Source organism: Streptomyces sp. NPDC101118 (assembly GCF_044759445.1).
In the GTDB taxonomy this organism is placed as follows: Bacteria; Actinomycetota; Actinomycetes; order Streptomycetales; family Streptomycetaceae; genus Streptomyces.
Window position 1 is genome coordinate 502,708 of record NZ_JBIVZG010000002.1, and the last position, 21,349, is coordinate 524,056.

The 21,349-nt window shown below is 75.1% G+C and carries 25 protein-coding genes and 1 riboswitch; of the genes, 12 read left to right on the plus strand and 13 right to left on the minus strand.

The annotated features are described in order from the left end of the window. Positions 1–38: 38 nt before the first annotated feature. Positions 39–305 (minus strand): GlsB/YeaQ/YmgE family stress response membrane protein, encoded by a 267-nt coding sequence (locus ACIQUQ_RS05220; RefSeq protein ID WP_403971489.1) that lies wholly within the window; start codon positions 303–305, stop codon positions 39–41. Between the two features lie 494 nt (positions 306–799). Between ACIQUQ_RS05220 and ACIQUQ_RS05225 the strand changes: the two genes are divergently transcribed. After that, on the plus strand, positions 800–1,567 hold the full coding sequence (locus ACIQUQ_RS05225; RefSeq protein WP_403971491.1) for a class I SAM-dependent methyltransferase: 768 nt from the start codon (positions 800–802) through the stop codon (positions 1,565–1,567). A 17-nt stretch (positions 1,568–1,584) separates the two neighbouring features. Here the strand turns inward: ACIQUQ_RS05225 and ACIQUQ_RS05230 are convergent, their stop codons facing one another. The 3 genes from ACIQUQ_RS05230 to ACIQUQ_RS05240 form a co-directional block, all read right to left on the minus strand. After that, positions 1,585–2,394 carry a class I SAM-dependent methyltransferase gene (locus ACIQUQ_RS05230; RefSeq protein WP_403971493.1) on the minus strand — a complete coding sequence of 270 codons (810 nt, stop codon included), beginning with the start codon at positions 2,392–2,394 and terminating at the stop codon, positions 1,585–1,587. Between the two features lie 144 nt (positions 2,395–2,538). Beyond that, the gene (locus ACIQUQ_RS05235) at positions 2,539–4,269 is read right to left on the minus strand and encodes an NlpC/P60 family protein (protein WP_403971495.1); all 1,731 of its coding nucleotides are present in this window, start codon (positions 4,267–4,269) and stop codon (positions 2,539–2,541) included. 36 nt (positions 4,270–4,305) lie between these two features. Further along, positions 4,306–4,614 (minus strand): DUF6479 family protein, encoded by a 309-nt coding sequence (locus ACIQUQ_RS05240; RefSeq protein ID WP_403971497.1) that lies wholly within the window; start codon positions 4,612–4,614, stop codon positions 4,306–4,308. Between the two features lie 223 nt (positions 4,615–4,837). Between ACIQUQ_RS05240 and ACIQUQ_RS05245 the strand changes: the two genes are divergently transcribed. From ACIQUQ_RS05245 to ACIQUQ_RS05270, 6 genes are all read left to right on the plus strand, one after another. Beyond that, positions 4,838–5,329: a flavin reductase family protein gene (locus ACIQUQ_RS05245; protein ID WP_403971499.1), complete on the plus strand. Its 492-nt coding sequence runs from the start codon at positions 4,838–4,840 to the stop codon at positions 5,327–5,329. Between the two features lie 117 nt (positions 5,330–5,446). After that, a complete protein-coding gene (locus ACIQUQ_RS05250; RefSeq protein ID WP_403971501.1) occupies positions 5,447–6,520 on the plus strand; it encodes a mechanosensitive ion channel family protein in 1,074 nt (357 codons plus the stop codon). 50 nt (positions 6,521–6,570) lie between these two features. Beyond that, complete coding sequence (locus ACIQUQ_RS05255; RefSeq protein WP_403971503.1) at positions 6,571–6,999, plus strand: VOC family protein; 429 nt, start codon at positions 6,571–6,573, stop codon at positions 6,997–6,999. A gap of 195 nt (positions 7,000–7,194) precedes the next feature. Then, positions 7,195–7,256: riboswitch (guanidine-III (ykkC-III) riboswitch) on the plus strand. 83 nt (positions 7,257–7,339) lie between these two features. Beyond that, positions 7,340–7,786, plus strand: a complete 447-nt coding sequence (locus ACIQUQ_RS05260; protein WP_403971505.1) for an Ohr family peroxiredoxin — start codon at positions 7,340–7,342, stop codon at positions 7,784–7,786. Then, positions 7,779–8,264, plus strand: coding sequence for a hypothetical protein (locus ACIQUQ_RS05265; protein ID WP_403971507.1), 486 nt, complete (start codon positions 7,779–7,781; stop codon positions 8,262–8,264). The genes ACIQUQ_RS05260 and ACIQUQ_RS05265 overlap by 8 nt, the downstream gene beginning before the upstream one ends. A 226-nt stretch (positions 8,265–8,490) precedes the next feature. Next, the gene (locus tag ACIQUQ_RS05270) at positions 8,491–8,733 is read left to right on the plus strand and encodes a protealysin inhibitor emfourin (RefSeq protein WP_403971509.1); all 243 of its coding nucleotides are present in this window, start codon (positions 8,491–8,493) and stop codon (positions 8,731–8,733) included. A 122-nt stretch (positions 8,734–8,855) separates the two neighbouring features. Here ACIQUQ_RS05270 and ACIQUQ_RS05275 read toward each other — a convergent pair whose 3' ends face one another. After that, positions 8,856–9,215 (minus strand): PRC-barrel domain-containing protein, encoded by a 360-nt coding sequence (locus ACIQUQ_RS05275; protein ID WP_403971511.1) that lies wholly within the window; start codon positions 9,213–9,215, stop codon positions 8,856–8,858. Positions 9,216–9,330: 115 nt separating this feature from the next. Further along, positions 9,331–9,759: a helix-turn-helix transcriptional regulator gene (locus ACIQUQ_RS05280; RefSeq protein WP_403971513.1), complete on the minus strand. Its 429-nt coding sequence runs from the start codon at positions 9,757–9,759 to the stop codon at positions 9,331–9,333. A 149-nt stretch (positions 9,760–9,908) separates the two neighbouring features. Between ACIQUQ_RS05280 and ACIQUQ_RS05285 the strand changes: the two genes are divergently transcribed. Next, on the plus strand, positions 9,909–10,868 hold the full coding sequence (locus tag ACIQUQ_RS05285; RefSeq protein ID WP_403971515.1) for a SigB/SigF/SigG family RNA polymerase sigma factor: 960 nt from the start codon (positions 9,909–9,911) through the stop codon (positions 10,866–10,868). 177 nt (positions 10,869–11,045) lie between these two features. Beyond that, positions 11,046–11,783 (plus strand): class I SAM-dependent methyltransferase, encoded by a 738-nt coding sequence (locus ACIQUQ_RS05290; RefSeq protein WP_403971517.1) that lies wholly within the window; start codon positions 11,046–11,048, stop codon positions 11,781–11,783. Positions 11,784–11,805: 22 nt separating this feature from the next. On the opposite strand, the gene ACIQUQ_RS05295 is transcribed toward ACIQUQ_RS05290, so the two are convergent. After that, positions 11,806–12,843, minus strand: a complete 1,038-nt coding sequence (locus ACIQUQ_RS05295; RefSeq protein ID WP_403971519.1) for a M4 family metallopeptidase — start codon at positions 12,841–12,843, stop codon at positions 11,806–11,808. Positions 12,844–13,092: 249 nt separating this feature from the next. On the opposite strand from ACIQUQ_RS05295, the gene ACIQUQ_RS05300 reads away from it, so the two are divergent. Further along, positions 13,093–13,779 carry a lysophospholipid acyltransferase family protein gene (locus ACIQUQ_RS05300; protein ID WP_403971521.1) on the plus strand — a complete coding sequence of 229 codons (687 nt, stop codon included), beginning with the start codon at positions 13,093–13,095 and terminating at the stop codon, positions 13,777–13,779. On the opposite strand, the gene ACIQUQ_RS05305 is transcribed toward ACIQUQ_RS05300, so the two are convergent. Then, complete coding sequence (locus ACIQUQ_RS05305; RefSeq protein ID WP_403971523.1) at positions 13,757–14,065, minus strand: hypothetical protein; 309 nt, start codon at positions 14,063–14,065, stop codon at positions 13,757–13,759. The genes ACIQUQ_RS05300 and ACIQUQ_RS05305 overlap by 23 nt on opposite strands. A gap of 333 nt (positions 14,066–14,398) precedes the next feature. Between ACIQUQ_RS05305 and ACIQUQ_RS05310 the strand changes: the two genes are divergently transcribed. Continuing rightward, the gene (locus ACIQUQ_RS05310) at positions 14,399–15,721 is read left to right on the plus strand and encodes a pyridoxal-phosphate dependent enzyme (protein WP_403971525.1); all 1,323 of its coding nucleotides are present in this window, start codon (positions 14,399–14,401) and stop codon (positions 15,719–15,721) included. A 47-nt stretch (positions 15,722–15,768) separates the two neighbouring features. Then, positions 15,769–16,464 (plus strand): ribonuclease H, encoded by a 696-nt coding sequence (locus tag ACIQUQ_RS05315; RefSeq protein WP_403971527.1) that lies wholly within the window; start codon positions 15,769–15,771, stop codon positions 16,462–16,464. Positions 16,465–16,471: 7 nt separating this feature from the next. Here the strand turns inward: ACIQUQ_RS05315 and ACIQUQ_RS05320 are convergent, their stop codons facing one another. From ACIQUQ_RS05320 to ACIQUQ_RS05340, 5 genes are all read right to left on the minus strand, one after another. Next, positions 16,472–16,747 carry a hypothetical protein gene (locus tag ACIQUQ_RS05320; RefSeq protein ID WP_403971529.1) on the minus strand — a complete coding sequence of 92 codons (276 nt, stop codon included), beginning with the start codon at positions 16,745–16,747 and terminating at the stop codon, positions 16,472–16,474. Positions 16,748–16,815: 68 nt separating this feature from the next. Beyond that, entirely contained in the window at positions 16,816–18,021 is a 1,206-nt protein-coding gene (locus ACIQUQ_RS05325; RefSeq protein WP_403971802.1) for an acyltransferase, read from the minus strand. Positions 18,022–18,026: 5 nt separating this feature from the next. After that, positions 18,027–19,022, minus strand: a complete 996-nt coding sequence (locus tag ACIQUQ_RS05330; RefSeq protein ID WP_403971531.1) for an alpha/beta hydrolase — start codon at positions 19,020–19,022, stop codon at positions 18,027–18,029. A 184-nt stretch (positions 19,023–19,206) separates the two neighbouring features. Beyond that, entirely contained in the window at positions 19,207–19,887 is a 681-nt protein-coding gene (locus ACIQUQ_RS05335; RefSeq protein ID WP_403971533.1) for a response regulator, read from the minus strand. Further along, the gene (locus ACIQUQ_RS05340; RefSeq protein ID WP_403971535.1) at positions 19,884–21,215 is read right to left on the minus strand and encodes a sensor histidine kinase; all 1,332 of its coding nucleotides are present in this window, start codon (positions 21,213–21,215) and stop codon (positions 19,884–19,886) included. The genes ACIQUQ_RS05335 and ACIQUQ_RS05340 overlap by 4 nt, the downstream gene beginning before the upstream one ends. Positions 21,216–21,349 lie beyond the last annotated feature (134 nt).

A 21,349-nucleotide genomic window follows, 5' to 3' on the forward strand; every position in this document is an offset into this window, starting at 1 on the left:
GCGGAGCCGCGTCGGACGGGGCCCGTGGGCCCCGGTGTTCACGCGTGCTTGCGGCGCGTGAACAGGCGGTAGAGGGCGAGCAGGATGAGGGAGCCGACGATGGCGGCGATCCACGTGGAGAGTTCGAAGAACCCGTCCACGGAGTCGACGCCGAAGATGACCTTGCCGAGCCATCCGCCGAGCAGGCCGCCCGCGATGCCGATGAGCGTGGTGATGATGATCCCGCCCGGGTCGTCTCCGGGCATCAGCAACTTGGCGATGATGCCCGCGAGCAGCCCGAGGAGTATCCAAGCGAGTATTCCCATGATCCCTTCCTGGCTCGTCGTGAGGCCGGTGATGATTCCGCTTCTTTACCGTCCGGCGATTCGTAAACACGAAGGGGGCGGCCGGTGCCGAAAAACCGGAAAGGGCATCGCGGGGACCGTCAGAAAGCGGCGCGCACGAGCCGTCGGAGCGCCAGCCGCACACCCCACCCCGTCAGCCGCAGGCTCCACAGGGACATTCGCAGGAGCATCCGGCGGGGGACGGCCCGGTAAGTCCAGCGGGCCAGCGTCCGCCGCCTCCGCCACCGCCGCCTGCGTCGCCGCAGATCGGGTTTCACGGGTATCTCCTCCCGGCCGCGGTAAAGACCGAAAGAATCCGGGGGATGAAGCCCGGAAGTTCCGCTTCTCGGTACGAGAATACTTTGCCTACCGTCTTCACCGGATTCCCCGATTCAAACGGGGCCGGGCGGCCCACCCCCGTCCGCCAGGGCGTGGCATGCTCGACGGCACAGGTTCCCGGCGGTGGGAGGGCGGGCGTGGAACTGCTTCCGGAGATCAGCGCGTTCTACGACGCGGGCGACGAGGCGGGCCGGCTGACGTCCGGGCGCACCCTCGGCACACTGGAGCTGGTCCGGACCCGTGACCTCCTCACCGCCGTCCTCCCGGCAGCGCCCGCCCGGGTGCTCGACGTCGGCGGCGGGCCCGGGGTGCACGCCCGGTGGCTGGCCGGCGCCGGGTACGAGGTCGTGCTCCTGGACCCCGTCCGCCGGCACGTCCGGCAGGCCCGCGCGCAGGGCCTGACCGCCGTCGTGGGCGACGCCCGGCACCTCCCGTACCCGGACGCGTCGTTCGACGCGGTGCTGCTGCTCGGCCCGCTCTACCACCTGCCCGAAGCCGGCGGGCGGGCCCGGGCGTGGGCGGAGGCCCGCCGCGTCGTGCGCCCCGGCGGGCTCGTCGCGGCGGCAGCGTTGAACCGGTACGCCCGCCTCCTGTACTCCGCGGAGCCGGACGCTCTGGACGTCGCCACCACCGGCCTCCGTCCCCGCCCCGACGGCCCGACCTCCTACTACCACCACCCCGACGAGCTGCACGCCGAAGCCCGGCGGGCGGGCCTGACCGGCACGGCCGTGCACGGGGTGCAGGGGCCAGCCTTCCCGGCGCTGTACGCCCTGGAGCGCGCGTCCGGCTCGCGTGACCTCGGCGACGACGTCCTCAGGACCGCCCTCGCGGCCGCCCGCTACGCCGACACCCGCCCCGAGCTCACCGTCACCAGCCTCCACCTGCTCGCCCTCGCGCACCGCTGACCGGGCAGGGACCGGCATCAGGGGGCACCGCCCTCCGCGGGCTTGCGGCCCCAGGCCGTGAGCATCCCGGCCGACAGCGATGCGCACTCGGGGGAGTCCAGGTAGCGGAGCGCCGCGTCGACGGCCGCGTCGTCGACCAGCCCGGTGGCGCGCATCGCCGCCCGGCTCCGCTCCCACGTGTCCGCCCAGAAGCGGCTGATGGGGCTGCCCGGCTCCAGCGGGGGTACGTGGATCTCGGCGGCCACCGGTACGAGCCCGGCCCCGCGCAGCAGCTGCGGGTACGACGGCACCCACGACACGTCGGTGCCGATGGTCTCCCGCAGCCCTTGCCACATCGCGCGCATCACCGCCGTGTACGGCGTGCCGGGTGCCCGGTCGCCCGTCAGGTCGACGGCGTCGCCGAGCACCAGGAACCCGCCGGGCTCGACGAGTTCCGCCAGCTGCGTGACGAGCCGCTCGTGCTCGGCCAGGTGCATCAGCACGAAGCGGGCGTGCACCAGCCGGAACCGGCCGGGGGAGAAGCCCCGGGCGGTGACGTCGGCCTCCAGCACGTCCAGTCCGGGGTGGTCGGGGAGGAACCGCACGTCCCGGTCGACCGCGAGCACGCTCGCCACCCCGGCCTCGTCCAGCAGCCGCCGGGACACCGTGCCCGTACCCGCACCGACGTCGAGGCAGTGCCAGCCCGGGCCGGCGCCGAGGGCGCGCAGCCGAGCCATCGTCGTGTCGTCGTAGGCGAGGGCGCCGTAGTCGATGCGCTCCCCCTCGCCCGCCTCCTCGGGGCGGAAGACGTCCTCGCCGTAGCGCCCGCCGCCCGCGGCGGTGCTCACGCCGCCGTCCGGGTGACGCCGGTCGGGCCGGGGCGGTCGTCGAACGGTTCCATGGCCGTACCTCCACGCACTGGACCGGTGGCGCGCGGCCCTCCCGGGCCGCCGCACCACCGATCCTCCACCGCTCGCGGCCGCCCCGCGCGGTCAGATCCGGTGCACGGTGTGCAGCGTCGTGTCGTAGGTGCCGCCGCCGTCGAGGAGCGAGGCACCGGCGACGTCGGCCATCGTCGGGCCGTTGACGGTCTTGCGGCTGGACACGAAGCGCGCCTTGCCGGAGGCGTCGGTGCCCAGGTGGATGCCGACGTGGTCCACTTCCCCGTCCTTGTCGGTGTCCCAGAACAGCAGGTCGCCCGGCTGGAGGAGGGCGAGGACGTCCGGGGTGGCCCCGGTGGTGCGGGCCAGGCGCACCCCGGTGGCGTGGTCGGCCATCTGCTCGGAGGTGCGCGGCAGCCGGGCCGGCGACGCGTCGTACATGTCGGCCACCGGAACGCCCATGTGGTAGCCGTACACCATGCGGGTGTAGCCGGAGCAGTCGAGGGAGCCCAGGAAGTCCGGGTCGGCCGTCTTCACCTTGCCGTTGGGGAAGGTCCAGTCGACGCCCATGAACTCGTGGAAGTCGGCGCCCACGGTGCGGTCGCCGTAGGCGTCGGCGGGGCTGTACTGCGCCTCGCCGAGCACCTTCCGGCCGGCGGCCGCGCCCGCACCGCTGGTGACCGCGGGTGCGCCGGGCAGGAACATGGCCGCGTACGCGAGGGCGTCCGGGGCGAGGGAGCCGGTCCAGGCGCGGACCGTCTGCTCCAGGGCGGGCGTCCAGGTGCCGTCGAAGGGTGCCGGCAGCACCCGCACCCAGTCGCCGTGGGTGACGCTCGGCGGGGTCGCCCACGCGGCGTCGGCGACCTCGAACGCGGTGGCGGAGAAGGTGACGGGCAGGCTGGTGCAGCCCTGGTTGGCGAGGGCCCGCAGACCGATGCGGCCCTTGGGGGAGCCGGGGTCGGTGACGTCGGCGTGCCAGGTGCCCGGCTGTCCGGCGGAGGCGCGCCAGGCCCTGGCCCGGATGCGGCTGCCCTCCCGCAGCACCCGTATGCCCCACGCCGTGCCGGCGGGCACGCCGGTGGCGAGGGTGACCACCGGCCCGAGGGCGGCCGAGGCACCGCCCGTCACCTTCTCCACGCGCAGCTCGACGGCGCCCGTGGTCAGGAAGGAGAGCCGGGCCCGCAGATGGTTCTCCGCCGAGGCGTAGCCGAAGAGCAGGGCGTACGAACACGCGTCGCCTGTCGGTACCTTGTCGAAGCCCGCCACCGCCGTCACGTCCACGTCGGTGATCCCGTCGTCCTTCAGCGTGGCGTAGCGGCTGGCGCCGTCCGTGCTGAGCGCGATGAGTCCGCGCCCCGGCGACACCGAGAAGTCGCCGGTCACGGGGCCTTCGGTCTCCCAGGTGCCGCCGCCCGGCGAGTTGCCCCAGTACGGACGCGTCGCGGGGTTGAGCGCGGGGTTGGGCAGGGTGCGGTCGAAGTCCTCGGCGAACGGCTGCTTGTTCTCCGCGAAGGTACGCCGCGGGCCGGGCACGACCACCGTGCGGGCGCCGTGGGTGAGCAGGGCGACCCGGCGGCCCCCGGAGGTGACCTCGGTACGGGCCGGGGTCCCCGGCAGGACGGTCGCGGTGAGCGGCGAGGTCAGAGTGACCTGCGTGAACCAGGAGGCGTCCAGGGGCGCCACGGTCACGCAGGACGGGGGCCCGGCGAGCCCGACGGGGAGCGGGGCCGCGACCGCGTCTCCGGCGGCCCGGGCGGCGGGCGCGGTGGCGAGCGCGGACAGCGGGACGGCGGCGGAGGCGGCGAGCGCCGACAGCAGGGTGCGGCGGGACGTGTGCGTCATGCGTACATGATCCACATGCCCCCGGAGCCCCCTCGATCAGGGACGGTGGCCGTCGTCGCCCGGTGCGGAGTCGTCCGGGGTCTGCCACGAGTCCTCGCGGGCGCGCGCGGGCGGTGACTGCTCCGCCGGCCGCGCACCGGGATCCCTGCGGGCCGCCGCGCGCCGGCTGCCCCACCAGAACGCGCCGAGCAGGACCGCGACCACGACCACGCCGGCCACGATCAGGAGGAGCGACGGGGAACCGTACGCGGCGAGCTGCGCTGCGGACGGGAGCGGGGAGGCGTCGGGTGCGGCGGAGGGGAGGGCGGCGGGGGCGGGTGCGGTGAGGGCGGTGGGAGTGATCATGGCCCGCGTCTACCCGCTGCGCCGCGCCTTGCACACGGCCGTCCCCGCCACCTGCCGTACACGCCCGGGGGCCGGGTCTCAGGCGGCCGGGATTCGGTGCCGACAGCGGGGGTAGCCGGTCCCACGGGCCGGAGTGCGCGCGTACGGACGCGCGGGGATCCGGGCCGGGAGCCGGCACGCGACCCGCGGCCGGACGCAGAGCACGACGGAAGGCGGTGGGGTCGTGACCGGAACCTCGATCGATGCGTTCGCCGACCGGCTGGACGGGCCCGTGTACGTGGTCACCGCGGCCGCCGACGGCGCACGCGCGGGCTGCCTCGTCGGCTTCGCCTCGCAGTGCTCCATCCACCCGCCGCGCTTCATGGTCTGGCTGTCCACGCTCAACCACACGTACCGCGTCGCCCGCCACGCCTCACACCTCGCCGTCCACCTCCTCGGCCCCGACCAGCGGCCCCTGGCCGAGCTGTTCGGCGGCGAGACCGGTGACGAGGTGGACAAGTTCAACCGGGTCGCGTGGCGCCCCGGCACCGGCGGGAGCCCCCTGCTCACCGGGGCCCACGCCTGGTTCGAGGGACACATCGAGGCCCGGGTCGACGGCGGCGACCACATCGGCCACCTCCTGGCCCCGGCCGAGGTGGGCCCGCCGGCCGCGGCCGGCCCCGCCGTCCTGACGTACCACGACGTCAAGGACATCGCCCCCGGACACCCCGCCTGACCGGCCGCCGGACACGGAACGCGGGCCGGACCGCGCCCTCTCCCCGGTCCGTTGTGTGACTCCCGCTCCGCTGGGCAGGCGCGCCCCCGTCCGTGCCGTCTACCCCGCCGAGGAGTCATGAACAGCGCCCTCCGCCTGCCCGTCGTCCTGGGAGGCTCGGTCCTGCTCACCGCCGCCGCCGGCTGGGCCGTCGACCTGCTGCTGCGCCGAGCCGACGCCCGCCACCCCGAAACGCCCCTGTGGAACGCCCTGCGCCGGTGCCGCCCCGCCCTGCAGATCGTGCTGCTCGCCGCCCTGCTGCGGGGGGCCTACCGGCAGACCGCCTGGCAGCCCCTGGAGGACCACGAGGCCGTCGTCGGCCACGTCCTCTCCCTCGTCCTGATCGGCGCCGGCGCCTGGCTGATCGTCGGCGTGGCCTCCGCCGCCGTCGAGTCCGGTTACGCGCGCTACGCGACCGGCCCCCGCGACCCCGCCCGGCTGCGCAGGGTCCGTACCCAGGTGACACTGATCATGCGGGTCGTGACCGCCGTCGTCGCCGTCGTCGCGGCCGCCGCGATGCTGCTCACCTTCCCGAGTTTCCGCGCGCTGGGCACCTCCGTGCTCGCCTCCGCCGGGATCATCGGGATCGTCGCGGGCATCGCCGCCCAGTCCACGCTGGGCAACCTCTTCGCCGGCTTCCAGATCGCGTTCGGCGACCTCGTCCGGATCGGCGACACGGTCGTCGTCGACGGCGAGTGGGGAGTGGTCGAGGACATCACCCTCACCTTCCTCGCCGTGCGGACCTGGGACGAGCGCCGGATCACCATGCCGGTCTCGTACTTCACCACCCGGCCCTTCGAGAACTGGTCCCGCGGCGGCCTCCAGATGACCGGCAGCGTCTTCCTCCACTGCGACCACTCCGCGCCGGTGGACCTCATGCGCGAGCACGTCCACGACATCCTCCGCGACTGCCCCGCATGGGACGGCCGCGGCTGGGACGTCGCCGTCACCGAGACGACCCCCTCCACGATCGTCGTCCGGGCCATCGTCACGGCCAAGGACGCCGACGACCTGTGGACCGTCCGCTGCGCGGTGCGGGAACGCCTCGTCGCCTGGCTCTCCGAGAAGCACCCCCACGCCCTGCCGCGCCTCGCGGTGGCCCCGGCCCCCTCGCCGGACGGCGACGGCCCCCGCCGCCCGGCCTGGGACTGACGCCCGGACACGCCCCGTGTACGGGCGCGGACTCCGGGCACACGCGCGGCATGACCGTACCCAAGACCACAGTCCTCGTCCTGGACAGCGCCGAACCCGAGCTGCTGGCCCGCTTCTACGCCGAACTCCTCGGCGGCACCGCCGCGCCCGCCCCCGACGACGGGGACCTGCTCCTCGTCTCCGGCCCCGCCGGCGTGGTCCTCGGCGTCCGCCGCGACCCGCACCACGCCCCGCCGAGCTGGCCACTCCCCGAGGGTTCCCAGCAGGCCCACCTGCACATACTGGTCCCCGCACCGAGCCTGGACGACGCCGAGCGCGAGGCCGTGGCGCTCGGGGCCCGGCCGGTGGCCGCCGAGGACCCCGGCAGCGGGCCGGGCAGCCGTACCACCGTGCGCCGCTACGCAGACCCGGCGGGCCACGGGTTCGTCCTGTCCGCGGTCCGGCAGGCGGCCGTACCGGCCCAGTCCCGCCGCGGCTGAGGGGCGCGGCCACCGGGGCCGGCCCACCGGGCGGGTGGGCGGTCCCGGCGCCACCGGGCGGGCGGTGCGGTCCCGGCCCGGTCGCGCGGGTGAGCGTCCGCCGTCCCGGCCGCCCACGGCCGGCCCCTGCCGCCCTCCCGGGTGAGAAGGGTCACCGGCGGACCCCGGTCCCCGCGGTCCGTTGCTAGATTGTGCGGCGGCCCCACCCGAGGCCCCGGACGAGATGCGCCGTACCCGGTTACGCACGACGACGCGCCCCACGGCGCCGTCCCACCGGCAGGCGCCGTACCGCTGTCCGGCCCCGGGCAGCGTTCCCTCGTCGCACAGATGGGCCGACCACATGACCGTGCCGCTCACCCGCACCCTCTACACCACGACCGCGCACGCCTCCGGAGGACGCACCGGATCGGTCGTCACCGACGACGGACGGCTGGACGTCCGGCTGGCGCCGCCGCGCAAGAAGGTGCCGGGCACCACCAACCCCGAGCAGCTGTTCGCGGCCGGCTTCGCCGCGTGCTTCACCTCCGCACTGGCCGAGGTGGCCGGCGAGTTCGGTGCCGACGCGTCGGCCGCCCGCGTGCAGTGCGAGGTGCGGCTGGGCACCACGGACACGCCCGCGGGTTACGGCCTCGCCGTCGGCCTCACCGTCTCCGTGCCCGGCTGGGCGGCGGCGGACCTGCTGCCCCTGCTCCACCGCGCGGACGCGGTCTGCCCCTACTCGCAGGCGGTACGCGGCAACATCGACCTCTCGCTCCAGGCGCTCGACGGCGGCCCCGCCGATGCCTGAGCCGGCCGCCGCGCCCGGGCCGCCGGACGGAAGCCGGTACCCGGTCCCGGCCGGGACCCCGGCCCCCGGCGGGCCGGGCGTGCCGGTGCCGGAGCGGGGCGCATGGCTGCGGCGCGGGATCAGCCGCGACGGCGGACCCCTGCGCGAGGACGACGAGGTGGTCTGGCTGCAGGACGGCCGGTACTTCGCGGACAGCCGGGGCTTCGCCGGCACCACCGGCTTCGACGGCCGCCAGGTGCACTTCCACCACCTGACGGGGGAGCCCGGCGAGGACGCGGGCAGCTTCCGGTGGGAGGGCACGGACCTCGTCGAGTGGGGCACGAACCCGGACGGCAGCACCTTCCTCGAGGTCTGGACGCCGCTCCCCGACGCCGAGGGCGACAGCGGCTCCTGGACCGGCCCGGACCACCACGTCGTACGCGTCGGCGCGCACGTGGTCCACGTCGACTCCCGTACGGGCACGTACTGGCGGCTGTGACCCCCGGGCCCGCGGGGGAGCCGGGAGCCGCAGCGGCACCCGGCCCGGCCCCTCTCGGCCACCCGACGGCGCTTTCCGGACGGATCGGGCCGCTCCGGGCCCTCGCGGTGCCCAGGTGCGCGGAAGCGGGGCAGGCGCGGGGGCGGCGGTGACGCGCCGCCACCGCTGCGGGGGACAGGTACCGGACTTCCCCGTGGCGGCCGACCGGACCACGGAGGTAACGACCATGCGGATCACCGTCACGCGATCCGGGGGCTTCGCGGGTGTGGAGAAGGCCCGCGAGCTCGACACCTCGGGCCGCCGCGACGCGGCGCACTGGGAGGAGCTGGCCCTCAGGGCCCTGTCGGGCACCCCGGACGGCTTCCACTACCGGATCACCGTGGACGACCAGGTGCTCGACGTCGAGGACGGCTGCCTCTCCGAGGACCAGCGCAGGCTGATCCGCGCCGTGCTGGAGGAGGCGGCCTGACCGGACGTCAGTGGCCCGGCCGCCCACGGCGGCCGGGCCACTGACGGGAAACGCCGGCGGGCGTTCCGGCACCCCGAGGTGCCGGAACGCCCGCCGGTTTCCAGGATCGCGGTGCGGCGCGGTCAGAAGCGGCCCAGCGGGGCGTCGCCCCAGTAGCCGCCGACCTCCCGGTGGTACTCCGGGTCGCCCAGGTGCTTGTCGCGGACGAACTCCGGGGCCTCCTTGACCTGTTCCTTCGTCCGGTCGACGTAGACCTTCTCCTCCGCGGCGTCCACGCGGGTGATCGTGCCGGCGGGCAGGAGGACCTCCTTGCCGAAGATCCAGGGTCCGGTGTCGACGACGATCCAGGAGGCATCGGTCTCGTACGAGTGCTTGTCGACCTTGCCGATGGTGCCGTCGACGGCCTCCACCTTGTAGCCCGTCAGATCGGTGCCCTCCAGGCTGCCGACGGAGAGGCGGTAGACCCAGATGTTCTCGGTCATGGGAGCAACTTCCTTTCTCGGCGATTCCTCGGGGGCGACGGCCGGCCGGTCCGGGTCCGGACCGGGGCCGGCGGCGTCGCCACGGAGCTCGCCTGCCCCGGTTCCGGGGTTTGACTCACACGGCTTCGTCGGGAACCGGAACCGGAACCGGGACGGGAACGGGGACCGGAACCGGAGCCATGGCGACGGCGGCCCCGGCGGACGGCGCTGCCGGGTCCGCGGGATGGCCGGCCAGGTAGTCCAGCAGGCCGGCGATCTCCAGTCCGGCCTCCGCGGGGTGGCGGAACCGGGCGCCGGGGGCGATGACGTAGCGGTTGCGCCGGCCGTCGCGGGTACGCGTGAGGTACCCGTCCGCCTGGAGGTCCGTGACGATCGCCTGCACGGTGCGCTCGGTGAGGCCGCAGCCGGCCGCGATGTCGCGCAGCCGGATCCCCGGGTCGCGCGCGATCGCGACCAGGACCCGGGCGTGGTTCGTGAGGAAGGTCCAGCGGTGCCGGCGGGTATCCGTGTGCTCGTTCTCCACGCCGACATTCTTGAGCCACAACTCGCGAAAAGCAATTCCCGAACCAGATTTCCTGTATCCCTTGACGTGTGTCCGATCGCCCGGCAGGGTGCTGGGTGAGCGGAACGTGACCTCCGCTTGACCGCGATCGCCCAACGCACCGCAAGCCAAGTGCCCAAGGAGCGCAGACGATGACCTTCACGGCCACCCCCGAGGCCCTGCACACCGAAGCCGAGCACCCCGGGGCCGAGCACCCCGGGCACGAGCAGCCGGAGCCCACGCCGCCCGGCGCTGCGGGCACCGGGGACCCCGACCTGCTCGGCCTGCCCGAGGTGCCCTGCCCGCGCGAGGTGCCGACCTGCGACGCCCGGGAACTGACCCGGGTGTTCTTCGAGCGCCTGCGCAGCCTCGAAGAGGGCACCCGCGCGTACCAGTACGTACGCAACACGCTGATCGAGATGAACATCTCCCTGGTCCACTTCGCCGCCCGTCCCTTCCGGGACCGCCCCGGCGGTCCGGAGACCGAGGACATCATCCAGGTCGGCACCATCGGCCTGATCAAGGCCATCGACCGCTACGAACCCGAGCGCAACGTCCAGTTCAGCACCCTGGCCATGCCCTACATCACCGGCGAGATCAAGCGGCACTTCCGCGACACCACGTGGGCCGTACGGGTTCCCCGGCGCCACCAGGAGCTGCGTTCCCAACTGGCCAAGGCCACGGAGGAGCTGACCTCCGCCACCGGCCACGCCCCCACCCCCGCCGAACTCGCGGTGCACCTCGACCTCCCCGAGGACGAGGTCCGCCAGGGCCTCGTCGCGGCCAACGGCTACTCCGCCCATTCCCTCGACGCCCCCCAGGAGGTCTCCGCGGGGTCGGGGACCCGGGCGGCCGACCGCTCCGCACGCACCCTCGCCGAGACCCTCGGCGGCGTGGACCCGGACCTGGAGGCGGTCGAGAACCGCCACGCCCTGGCTCCCCTCCTCGCCCGGCTGGACGAACGCACCACCCGCATCCTGGAGCTGCGCTTCGGCCAGGAGATGACCCAGGCGGAGATCGGCGCGGAGATCGGACTCTCCCAGATGCACGTCTCCCGGCTGCTCTCCCGCACCCTCGGCAGCCTGCGCGAGGAGCTGCTGCGGGACGACTGACCGGAGCTCCCGCAGGACGGCCGACGGGAGTTGTCTCATCGTCAGATACGAACACGAGAAGGTCTCGACTTCGTGTCTTCTGCCTGTACGGACCCCCGTCGGCCTGCGGCAAGACTCTCTCCCACAGGCCGCGGCCGTACCGAAGGCCGACGCCAGGACACGGGGAGACACAGCACGATGAGTGGTCAGCTGTACGACGGGATCGGCGAGGCGTTCGAGGGCTTCAAGACCCTTCCCCTCGCGCGCTACGGCGAGGTGCCGGGCTTCCTCGCCCTCGTCGGCGACGTCGCGGGCAAGTCGGTCCTCGACCTCGCTTCGGGCACCGGCTTCTACAGCCGCGAGTTCAGGCGCCGGGGCGCGTCGGACGTCCTGGGCGTCGACATCTCCGGCGAGATGATCGCCGCCGCCCAGGCCATCGAGGACGAGGACCCGCTGGGCATCCGCTACGAGGTCGGCGACATCGCCGAACTGCGTGCCTTCGACCGGCCCTTCGACGTCGCCGTCGCCGTCCAGGCGTTCAACTACGCGGACGACGTCGCCACCGTCGAGCGGATGTTCCGCAACGTCCACCGCAGCCTGGTGCCCGGAGCGGACTTCTTCCTCTTCCTCCAGCACCCGGACTACCGCTTCGACGGCCCGTCCCTCGCCAAGTACGGCTTCCTGTGCGAGCAGATCGGCGAGACGGAGGTCGGCCCGCGCATCAGGCTCACCGCGCTGCTCGACCAGCCGATCTCGTTCGAGGCCAGCCCGCCCAGCCGGAAGACCTACGAGGAGTCCCTCCTGGCGGCCGGGTTCACCGACCTGACCTGGGCCCCGCTGGAGATCTCCGCCGCGGGCGTCCAGGAGTACGGCGAGGAGTTCTGGGCGGACTTCACGGCCAACCCGGCGCTGGGCACGCTCCGCTGCCGCGCCTGACCCGGAAAGGAGGCCGGCGGGCCTACGCGACGCCCGGGATCTCCCGGGCGGCGAAGGCGGCCCGCACGGCCTCCGCCTCCGGATCGCCGTACATCGCGCGCGCCGTCGCGATGGTGGCGAGGGCCGCGTCCCGGAAACCGGTGCCGGGCGCGAAGCCGAACTGCGCGTTGACGATGATCCGGTCCGCGGTACGGGCGCCCAGCGCGCCCCGGATGTCGAACAGCGCCCGCGACCAGATCTCCCCGTCCGCGTGCACCTGCCCCTCCAGGTCGGCGTACGTCTTGTCGCCGTCGACCCGGCGCAGGCAGTGCGGCGCCGGGCTGTAGGAGACGGAGTCCCAGTCCGCCACGCAGGCCAGGTCCGCACGGCGAGACCAGCCGTACCGCCCCACAGCGTGCTCGCCGACCGTCACGGCCAGGTAGTCCCCGAAGGCCTCGCCGATCGCGCCCGCCTCGGGGGAGGACCCGAAGCCCGGCACCTGCGCCTGGTGCACCGCGTGCCCGTACTCGTGCAGGATCACCTCGGCGTCCTCGGCGTCGTCCACACCGCCCTTGCCGAAGCGGATCTCACCGCGCCGGTCGGTGAACACGGAGTTGTCGCGGCCCCACTGGTTGATCCGCACCGGCTGCTGCCGGTTGTTGGCGCCCCGCAGCTCGGTGCCGAAGCCGAGTCCCTGGAGGTACTCCTGGGCCTCGTTGATCCAGAAGTAGGCCATCACCTGCTCGAACTGATCGTCCCGCCGGTCGTACGCAGCCGCCGCCGCGACCGTGGCGGGGCCGCCGGTCTCCGAGCGGACGTACGCCCACCGCCCCGCGATCCGGCCGGTGGGGTCGAGGTTCCGCAGCTCGGCCAGGGCGTACGCCGACTCCGGCACCGCCGTGGCGGAGTCCCGGGCGTCGGCCAGCCCCTGGTCGCCGGTCGACTGCACGGGGTTGACCATGAAGACCCGGGCCTGGGGCAGGACGGCCGTGCCGGCGGACACGGACCCGGCCGGCGCCAGCGCCGCGACGCAGGCGGAGACCGCGGTGACGAGAGCGAGTGCGGTGGTGCGGCGGGCCATCGGAGTCCTCCTGGACGGCGCGTGGGGCGCGGACGGGGACGATGGAAACACCTCGCCCACCGGCGGCCAAGCAACCCCGGGGGTGAACTCCCGGCCCCCTAGCCCGTCCGGCCCTGCCCTCCGGCGGACTGACACGCCGTCGGCAGCTGAGTTCCCGCGCGGGCCCGGGTGAGTACGGGCACTCAGGCCCGGGCGGCTCCACGGCACGACGATGGGGGCCAACGCATCGTCAACCCTCGGGAGTCACCCGTGCTCAGCCGCATCGCCGCAGCGGTCGTCCCGGTGCTCGGGCACCTCACGGTCAGCGCGGACCGCGCCTCCTCGCCCCGGACCGGCAGGATCATCCTCGCGAACCACACCTCCCTCGCCGACCCGGGCGTGGTCCTGGCCGGCCTGCACCGCATGGGCATCGAGCCCGTCGTCCTGGCGACCGCGGGCTTGTGGCGCGTCCCGCTGCTCCGCGGTCTGCTGAGCTCCGGCGGCCACATCCCCGTACACCGGGGCACGGCCAGGGCCGCGGCCTCGCTGGACGCGGCGGCCGAGGCCCTGGCCGCCGGCCGCGACGTGCTGATCTACGGGGAGGGCCGGCTGCCGCAGCGCAGGGACGCCGCCGAGGCCGCGCCCTGCGCCTTCCGCAGCGGCCCGGCCCGCCTCGCGGCGGCCACGGGCGCACCCGTCGTCCCCCTGGGACAGGCGGGCGCGCGACGGATCACCTCCGGCAGCCGCGCCAAGCAGCTCGCCGGGATCGTCACGGCGCCCGCCCGCCGTCCGCGCCTGCACGTCCACCTGGGCGAGGCGCTCCACCTCCCCACGGACGTCCCGGCCGCCACCACCACGGCCCACGAGGCGGTCACGGTGGCCTGGCGGACGGCGGCGCGACGGATCGGCGAGCCGGCGGCCTGGAATTCCGCGGTCAGCCGGCAAGCTTCGCCTTGAGCTTTTCCAGGATGCGCTTCTTGACCTCCGCCTTGACGGCGTCGCTGTCCGCACCCGATCCGTCACCGCAGATGGCGGTGGCGGTCGCCTCGTCGATGATCACGTCGGCGTCGGCCGGGGTGAGCGTCCCGACCTGCTCCGGAACGAGCGTCCCGACCTGTTGTGGAACGGCGGCCGGGGCCTCCGTCGCGGCTGCCGGCAATGCGATCCCGGCACCCACCAGGGGCAGCGCGGATACGGCGAGCAGAATGCGGGTCCGGTACTTCCCGGTCAGCTTGCTGGACATCGGAATTCTCCATTCGGGCGGAAAAGAGGACCCGGCCGGCGCCGGGCGTGTCCCTCCACGGAATCACCGGCCGGAATGCGCGTCACGCCACTCGAATTCGTGACTTGACGGCTCTGCCGCACCCTGCTCCCGGCATGCGGTCCGGGGCGCCCCGACGGCAGGTCGCCTCTGGTTCGCCCGGGCCGGGGCCACCGCCGCGGTGTGCCGGTCGTACGCGGCCTGCGCGTCCGCGGAGCGGGGCGCGGCGGTGCCGTCCTCGGTGCATTCGGCGACGCCGGCTCCGACGCCGACACCGCCCCGGGAGACCGGCAAGTGCCGTGTGAGGATGGCCGCATGACGAACGCGCCCGGCTCCGAGCCCCAGCACGGCACCCCCGGCACCCGTGACGGCTCGGGCACCGGCCCCCGCCGCGTCTCCGGCGACGGGGCGGCATCCGGCACCGCGGCCCGCGTCTCCCGGGCCGTGGCCCAGCGCTCCCTCGCGGACCCCGCCGTCACGCACCCCCTGGTCCCCGTCCTGCTCGGCGGCTGCCCCACGACCTCGCTCGACGGGGCCCCCGCGCCGCTCGACATCGCGTACGCGTACCCGGACGTCCCGGCGGACTCCCTCTTCGGACGGCCCGCGGCGCACGGCCTCGACCACTGGGCGCCCCTCCTGCCGCCGCTGGCCGCGCCCGGCCTCGGCGAAGGCAACACGCCGCTGGTGCCCCTGGCCGACGGCGTCTGGATCAAGGACGAGTCGCGCAACCCCACCTGGAGCCACAAGGACCGGCTCAACCGGGTGGCCGTGAGCGCCGCGCTCCTCGCCGGGGCGCCCGGGGTGGTCGTGTCCTCCTCGGGCAACCACGGCGCCTCGGCCGCCGCGTACGCCGCCCGCGCGGGCATTCGGTGCGCGGTCTTCGCCGCCCCCGACGCACCGCCCGCCACGGCGTCGTTCCTGCGCGCCCACGGCGCGACCGTCCTCACCGTCACCCCCCGGGAATCCGTCTGGCCGCTGGTCCGCCGGGTCGCCGACGAGCTCGGCTACCACCCGGTCGGCAACTTCACCCCGGACGCGCACACGGGGCACCCCTTCGGGCCCGAGGGCTACAAGACCATCGCCTACGAGATCTTCCTCTCCCTCGGCGAGGTGCCCGCGGACGTCTACGTCCCGACCGGTTACGGCGAGCTGCTCTTCGGCGTGTGGAAGGGCTTCCGGGAACTGGTGCTGCTCGGCCTCGCCGGCCGGACCCCGCGCGTCCACGCGTGCGAGCCCGCCGCCGGAGCGCCGCTGGCCGCGGCCGTGCGTTCGGGCCGGCCGGCCGCACGGGTCAGGGTGGGGCCCACGGACGCGTACGCCATCGACTGCGCGGTGAGCGGCTACCGCGGCGTCGTCGCCCTCACGGAGAGCGGCGGCACCGCGCACACCCTGACCGATGCGCAGCTGCGCTCGGCCCGGGACGAACTGGCAGCGCAGGGCATGTGGTTCGAGCTGTCGGCGGCCGCGGGCCTGGCCGCCCTCCGGGCCACCCGCCCGGCCGGAACCGGACCCGCCGAGGACGGTCCGGCCGTGTGCGTGGCCACCTCCAGCGGCTTCAAGGACTCCGCGACCGCACGGAGGGACCGGTACCCGGCGCAGCCGGCCGACTGGGCCACGGTCCGCGCCGCGCTCGCCTGACCGGGCGACCCGGTCGGGCGCCCCGGCCGGTAGGGCATCATCGTGGGATGTCCGATCGCATCATCGCCGCCTGTGACGGGGCGGCCAAGGGAAACCCCGGCCCGGCCGCATGGGCCTGGGTCATCGCCGACTCCGAGGGCCGCGCCGAGCGCTGGGAGGCCGGGCCGCTGGGCCGCGCCACCAACAACGTCGGGGAACTCACCGCCCTCCAGCGCCTGCTGGAGGCCGTGCCCGAGGGGACGGCGCTGGAGGTGCGGATGGACTCCCAGTACGCGATGAAGGCCGTCACCCAGTGGCTGCCGAACTGGAAGCGCAACGGCTGGCGCACGGCCGCGGGCAAGCCCGTCGCCAACCAGGAGCTCGTCCAGGCCATCGACGGCCTCCTCGCCGACCGCGACGTCGAGTTCCGCTACGTGCCCGCCCACCGCGAGGACGGCGACCACCTCAACGCCATCGCCGACCAGGCCGCCAGCGACGCCGCCACCAGCCAGGAGCCCGCCGGCACGGCACTCGGCACGGAGGAGATCCCGGTCCCCGCCGCGGACCGCACCGCCCCGCCCCGCCGCAAGCCGGCCAGGAGCACCCGTCCCGCCTCCGGCGCCGGCTCCGCCACCCGCACCATCAAGGCGAAGTACCGCGGCACCTGCCCCTGCGGCCGCACCTACGCCGCCGGCGAGGACATCGCCAGGCTCGGCACCCGCTGGGGCCACCCGGACTGCCGGCCCGCCGCCGAGCCGGCCTGACCGGACGTCAGCCCTCCGCCATCCCGTTGAGCAGCAGCGCGCCGAGCACGGTGCAGGTGGCCAGGAGGGTGGCTGCCGTCAGCAGGACGGTGCGGGCGCTGCCGCGGTCCAGGCCCAGGGCCTTGAAGGCCAGGGCCGTGAAGGCGAGGGCCGGTGCGAGGAGCAGCAGCAGGAGCGGGACGTCGTGGCCGAGCGAACCGGACACGGCGGCGAGGACCGCCGCGCAGCCGAACGCGCGGGCGGTCAGGTCGGTCCATCGCGGCCGTGCTCGCTCGGGGCGCATGCGGCGAGGTTAGGCCCCGCCCCCGCACCCCCACCAGTGCCGCGCGTCCGGCCCGCCCCCGCGGCCCCTCACGCCAGGCCCAGGGCGAAGACCGCGAAGCCCGCCGCCAGTACGCCCGCCAGGGCCCGCCGGATCGTGCCGGTGCGCGTCCACGGGGACTCGAACCCCCGCGCGTACCGGCCGATCAGCACCAGCAGCAGGGCGAACACCGGCATCCAGGCCAGCCGCGCCAGGATCCAGCCCACCGAGTCCGGCGCCCCCACCAGACCGGCGACCGGGCCGAGGTACGCGGCGGGGACCGCGGCGGCCAGCATCGCCGTCTGGTGCCAGCACAGGATGGTCATCGCGGACAGGTTGACGACGACCACCGGCGCCCACAGGGCGGGCCGCCGCAGCCACCCGCCCAGCCGGTCCCGCAGCAGGACCGCGGCACCGCTCTGGGCGGCGGCGAGGGCGAGGACGAGCAGCGAGGGCGGGTGGGAGTTCGTACGGACCTCATCGGGGACGCCCACCATCGACGCCGGGTAGCCGAACCAGACCAGCAGCGCGGCGAACAGCGCGGCCCCGCCGAGCAGCAGCCCCCACCCGTGCCGCCGGGTGACCCGGCCCTCACCCCAGGAGACGCCGAGCTGGTACGCGAAGAGCCAGCCGGGCAGGATGTTGAGCACGCCCAGCCAGGACGGCACGGCGTCGGCGTACGGCCCGTACCGCAGGAAGTCGACGACCGCGACCGCACCGAGCAGCGGGGCCGCGGCGTACGCGCCCAGCCGGCGCGCGGCGCGCACGCAGTACGGAGTGAGCGCCGTCACCACCGTGTACACCCCGACGAACCACAACGGCTGGACCACGAGCGTGGACGCCGTCCGCAGGGTGTCGGCCGGCACCGCGAAGCCGTGGTGCAGCAGCGGCAGCAGCCCGGCCCACACGGCGGTGACCCCGAGCACCGGCCGGCCCAGCCGGGCCAGCCGCCCCTTCAGCCAGTCGGCCGCGGGGCCCTGGTGGCGGCGGAAGGAGAGGACGGAGGCGTAGCCGCCGACCAGGAAGAAGATGCCCAGCATCTGGAGCACCCAACTGGCCGGTGCCAGGCCGCCGAACGCGGCCAGCGGACTGGCGTTGTGCAGGGCGCCGTCGGGGGAGAGGGTGAAGCCGCCGAGCAGCCAGTGCCCGGTGGGCACGGCCAGCAGGGCGAGGGCGCGCAGTCCGTCGATCGCGCGGTCGCGGCCGGCGGGCGTCTCGGCCTCGATGGTGCGGGCCGCCGTCCTGAGCGTGTGCAGCGCCTTCACCGGGCTCCCCCTTCCGCGATGGCGGCGAACGCGCGCAGCGAGGCGGTCCCGGGCGTGAAGTAGCCGTCGTGGCCGCGCGCGTCCCCGGCCGGCACGCGGCGGGCGCCGAACCCGGGGCCGGTGGGGTCGGGGCCGTGGCCGAGCCCGGCGAACTCGACGTGGGGGACCAGGCCGATCCAGTCGGTGGGGTCCTTGGCGGCCCACACCCGCGCCGTCGTGTTGAGCTCCGCCGCGCTGCCGGCCCGCATGCCGGGCGAGGCGACCGCCACGATGTCCCTGGCCTTGACCCGGTGCGCGGCGAGCCCGCAGACCACCGAGCCGTAGCTGTGGCAGAACAGCGCCGGCTCGGCGGCGCCGACGGCCCGCAGCCCCTCGGTGAACCGGACGAGCCGGTCCGCCCCGGCCGCGGCCAGGTCCCCGCCGGCGGCGTCGAGGCCGACCCCGACGGGCGTGGTGTACCCGGCCCACGCGACGACCGCGGTCCGGCCGCCGGTGGCTCCGCGCAGGGCGGTGGCCTTGCGGACGAGCCGGCCGAGGTTCCCGGCGTCGACGTCGGCCCCGGGCACGACCACCGCCACGTGCCGCGCCCGGGCGAGGTCGCCGTAGACCAGCACCGCCTGGCCGCGGCCGCGCGGGTCGTACGCGAGTACCTGCTGCCCCGCGAACCGGGCGCCCGCGGTACGGGCGTTGGCCGCGTACCGCAGGGCGAGCGGGGCGCCGTCGAGGTTGCCGACCACGCCCGGGTGGGCGCTCGCCAGCTCCTGCCGCCGCCGCTCGCCCAGCCCGGTGAAGTACCGTGCCGTCCGACCGGGCGTCATGGCCTCCGGGTCCGGCAGCCCGGCGGCCCGCCAGGCCGCCGTGCCGGCCGGCGCCCCGGTCACCGGCAGCTGGGTGGTGCCGGACGCCCATCCCGCGGTACCCGCGACCGCGGCGGTGGTGAGCGTGGCGGCGACCAGGATCCTGGTGAGCCTGGTCCTCGTGAACCGGCGCATGCGACGGCCCTCCCTTTCCGTTCCCGTCCCTCTCGTGGTGAGCGAGAGGAAGGTAGGAAGGAGGTGGGTGACGGCACGTCACACCGGGGAGCCAACCCGCGACTCATACCGGGGTAGGGGGTCGACGACCGGGAGGCCCCAGGGCCGGGGTGGGGTTGTCCCCCCCCCCGGCCTCCGAGAGCGGCTACCGCCCGCCGGGCGTGACCAGCCCCGACTCGTACGCGAAGACCACCGCCTGCGCCCGGTCCCGGAGGTCCAGCTTGGCGAGCACCCGCCCGATGTGCGTCTTCACGGTCTGCTCCGCCAGCACCAGGTGCCCGGCGATCTCCTGGTTCGACAGCCCCCGTGCGACCAGTTCCAGCACCTCCGTCTCCCGCGGGGTGAGCCCGTTGAGCCGCAGCGCGGCCCGGTCGGCGCGCGGCGCGGGACGCGAGGCGGCGAAGTCGGCGATCAGCCGCCGGGTCACCGACGGGGCCAGCAGGGCCTCTCCGGCCGCGACCACCCGTACCGCGGAGATCAGGTCGGCCGGCGGCGCGTCCTTCAGCAGGAAGCCGGAGGCGCCCGCGCGCAGGGCCTCGTACACGTAGTCGTCCACGTCGAAGGTGGTGAGCATCAGCACCCTGGGCCGGTGCAGCACGCCCGGCGGCGGGTCGAGGATCTCGCGGGCGGCCGCGAGTCCGTCGAGTTCGGGCATCCGCACGTCCATCAGGACCACGTCGGGGTGCACGGCGCGCGCCAGGTCGACGCCCTGCCGCCCGTCCGGCGCCTCGCCTACCACGTCGATGTCGGACTGTGCGGAGAGCAGGGCCGCGAAGCCCGCCCGCACCATGGCCTGGTCGTCGACGATGATCACGCGGATGGTCACGGGAGGTCCTTCGGGGTCGTCAGCGGCAGCCGGGCGGCGACCCGGAAGCCCCCGTCCGGGAGCGGCCCGGTGTCCAGGGAGCCGCCGGTCAACCGTACGCGCTCGCGCATCCCGACGAGGCCGTGCCCGGTGCCCTTGCCACCCTCCAGCGGGGCGGCGGGTCCTTCGGCGGGCCCGTTGACGACCAGGACGTGCAACCAGCCCTCGCCGTCACCCCGTACGGACACCCGGGTCGCGGAGCCGGGCGCGTGCCGCACCACGTTGGCCAGGGCCTCCTGCACGATCCGGTACGCCGACAGGCCGACCGCCTGCGGCAGTTCGCCCGGACCCGGCAGGTCCGCGGCCATCGACAGCTCGGCCGGCACCCCGGCCCTGACGGTGGCCTCCACCAGCTGCTGCACCCGGTCGAGCCCGGGCTGCGGCGCCCGCTCGCCCTCCGCCCCCTCGCTGCGCAGCACGGAGAGGAGCCGCCGCATCTCGGTCAGCGACTCGCGGGCGCCGGCGGCGATCGAGGCGAACTCGTCCCGCGCCCCCGCCGGCAGGTCCGGGATCCGGTACGGCGCGGAGTCCGCCTGCACGGTGATCACCGACATGTGGTGGGCGACCACGTCGTGCAGCTCGCGGGCGATCCGGGCCCGCTCCTCCAGGAGCGTACGGCGGGCCCGTTCGGCCTCGCTGATGGTCTCCTGCTCCACCAGCCGCCGCTCGGCCTCGCCGCGCCCCCGCAGGGTGGCCGTGACCAGCAGCACGGTGCCGGTCAGCACGAACAGCAGCACCGTGAGGCCGGCGGCCCGGTTGGGCGAGAGCAGCTCGAACACCGCCCCGGCGGCGCCGGTCGCCAGCCACACCCCGACCAGGGCGCGCCGGCCTTCGCGCAGCCCCAGGGCAGCCATCAGCACCAGATAGCCGACGATCACCATGGGTGTCCACGGCCAGGGCCGCCCGTCGACACCGCTCGATGCCAGCAGCACGAAACCGCCCGCGACGTCCGCGGCCGAGATCACCCACCAGGCCTGGAGGGGCCGGGTGACGGCCAGCAGCAGCGGCAGGGTCTGCACGGTGGCGAGCGCCCCGGCGAGGCCGCCGGGCACCCGGTAGTCCTGTACGAGCACGACGACGGTGACCGGCAGGAGGGCGGCGGCGGTCGCGAAGGCCACCGCGTACGGCAGCCGGCGCAGCCAGGGCGAGGACGCCCGCGCGAGCAGGGCCTCACCGGGACGGGTGGGTGTGGCGAGGGCGGTGCCGAGGCTCCGGAGCAGTTCCCCGGCCCGGACCCCTGCCTGTGGCGTACGCGGCGTACGCGGCGGACGCCGCTTCTCATCGTTCATGGCCGGCCCAGGGTAGGCACGCCGCGCCCTCGGTCACGTCATACCCGGGTACCGCACACGGCCTCGTACCTGGGTGTGAAGCCGGACCGCCCGCATTGCCTTCGCCTTTAACCATTGCAACGATGCGTTGCGTT

Bases quoted from the DNA above. Each gene is read 5' to 3' on its own strand.
- ACIQUQ_RS05220 (WP_403971489.1), bottom strand. From the start codon at position 305: ATGGGAATACTCGCTTGGATACTCCTCGGGCTGCTCGCGGGCATCATC.
- ACIQUQ_RS05235 (WP_403971495.1), bottom strand. From the start codon at position 4,269: ATGACGCACACGTCCCGCCGCACCCTGCTGTCGGCGCTCGCCGCCTCC.
- ACIQUQ_RS05240 (WP_403971497.1), bottom strand. From the start codon at position 4,614: ATGATCACTCCCACCGCCCTCACCGCACCCGCCCCCGCCGCCCTCCCC.
- ACIQUQ_RS05250 (WP_403971501.1), top strand. From the start codon at position 5,447: ATGAACAGCGCCCTCCGCCTGCCCGTCGTCCTGGGAGGCTCGGTCCTG.
- ACIQUQ_RS05255 (WP_403971503.1), top strand. From the start codon at position 6,571: ATGACCGTACCCAAGACCACAGTCCTCGTCCTGGACAGCGCCGAACCC.
- ACIQUQ_RS05260 (WP_403971505.1), top strand. From the start codon at position 7,340: ATGACCGTGCCGCTCACCCGCACCCTCTACACCACGACCGCGCACGCC.
- ACIQUQ_RS05265 (WP_403971507.1), top strand. From the start codon at position 7,779: ATGCCTGAGCCGGCCGCCGCGCCCGGGCCGCCGGACGGAAGCCGGTAC.
- ACIQUQ_RS05270 (WP_403971509.1), top strand. From the start codon at position 8,491: ATGCGGATCACCGTCACGCGATCCGGGGGCTTCGCGGGTGTGGAGAAG.
- ACIQUQ_RS05275 (WP_403971511.1), bottom strand. From the start codon at position 9,215: ATGACCGAGAACATCTGGGTCTACCGCCTCTCCGTCGGCAGCCTGGAG.
- ACIQUQ_RS05285 (WP_403971515.1), top strand. From the start codon at position 9,909: ATGACCTTCACGGCCACCCCCGAGGCCCTGCACACCGAAGCCGAGCAC.
- ACIQUQ_RS05290 (WP_403971517.1), top strand. From the start codon at position 11,046: ATGAGTGGTCAGCTGTACGACGGGATCGGCGAGGCGTTCGAGGGCTTC.
- ACIQUQ_RS05295 (WP_403971519.1), bottom strand. From the start codon at position 12,843: ATGGCCCGCCGCACCACCGCACTCGCTCTCGTCACCGCGGTCTCCGCC.
- ACIQUQ_RS05305 (WP_403971523.1), bottom strand. From the start codon at position 14,065: ATGTCCAGCAAGCTGACCGGGAAGTACCGGACCCGCATTCTGCTCGCC.
- ACIQUQ_RS05310 (WP_403971525.1), top strand. From the start codon at position 14,399: ATGACGAACGCGCCCGGCTCCGAGCCCCAGCACGGCACCCCCGGCACC.
- ACIQUQ_RS05315 (WP_403971527.1), top strand. From the start codon at position 15,769: ATGTCCGATCGCATCATCGCCGCCTGTGACGGGGCGGCCAAGGGAAAC.
- ACIQUQ_RS05320 (WP_403971529.1), bottom strand. From the start codon at position 16,747: ATGCGCCCCGAGCGAGCACGGCCGCGATGGACCGACCTGACCGCCCGC.
- ACIQUQ_RS05330 (WP_403971531.1), bottom strand. From the start codon at position 19,022: ATGCGCCGGTTCACGAGGACCAGGCTCACCAGGATCCTGGTCGCCGCC.
- ACIQUQ_RS05340 (WP_403971535.1), bottom strand. From the start codon at position 21,215: ATGAACGATGAGAAGCGGCGTCCGCCGCGTACGCCGCGTACGCCACAG.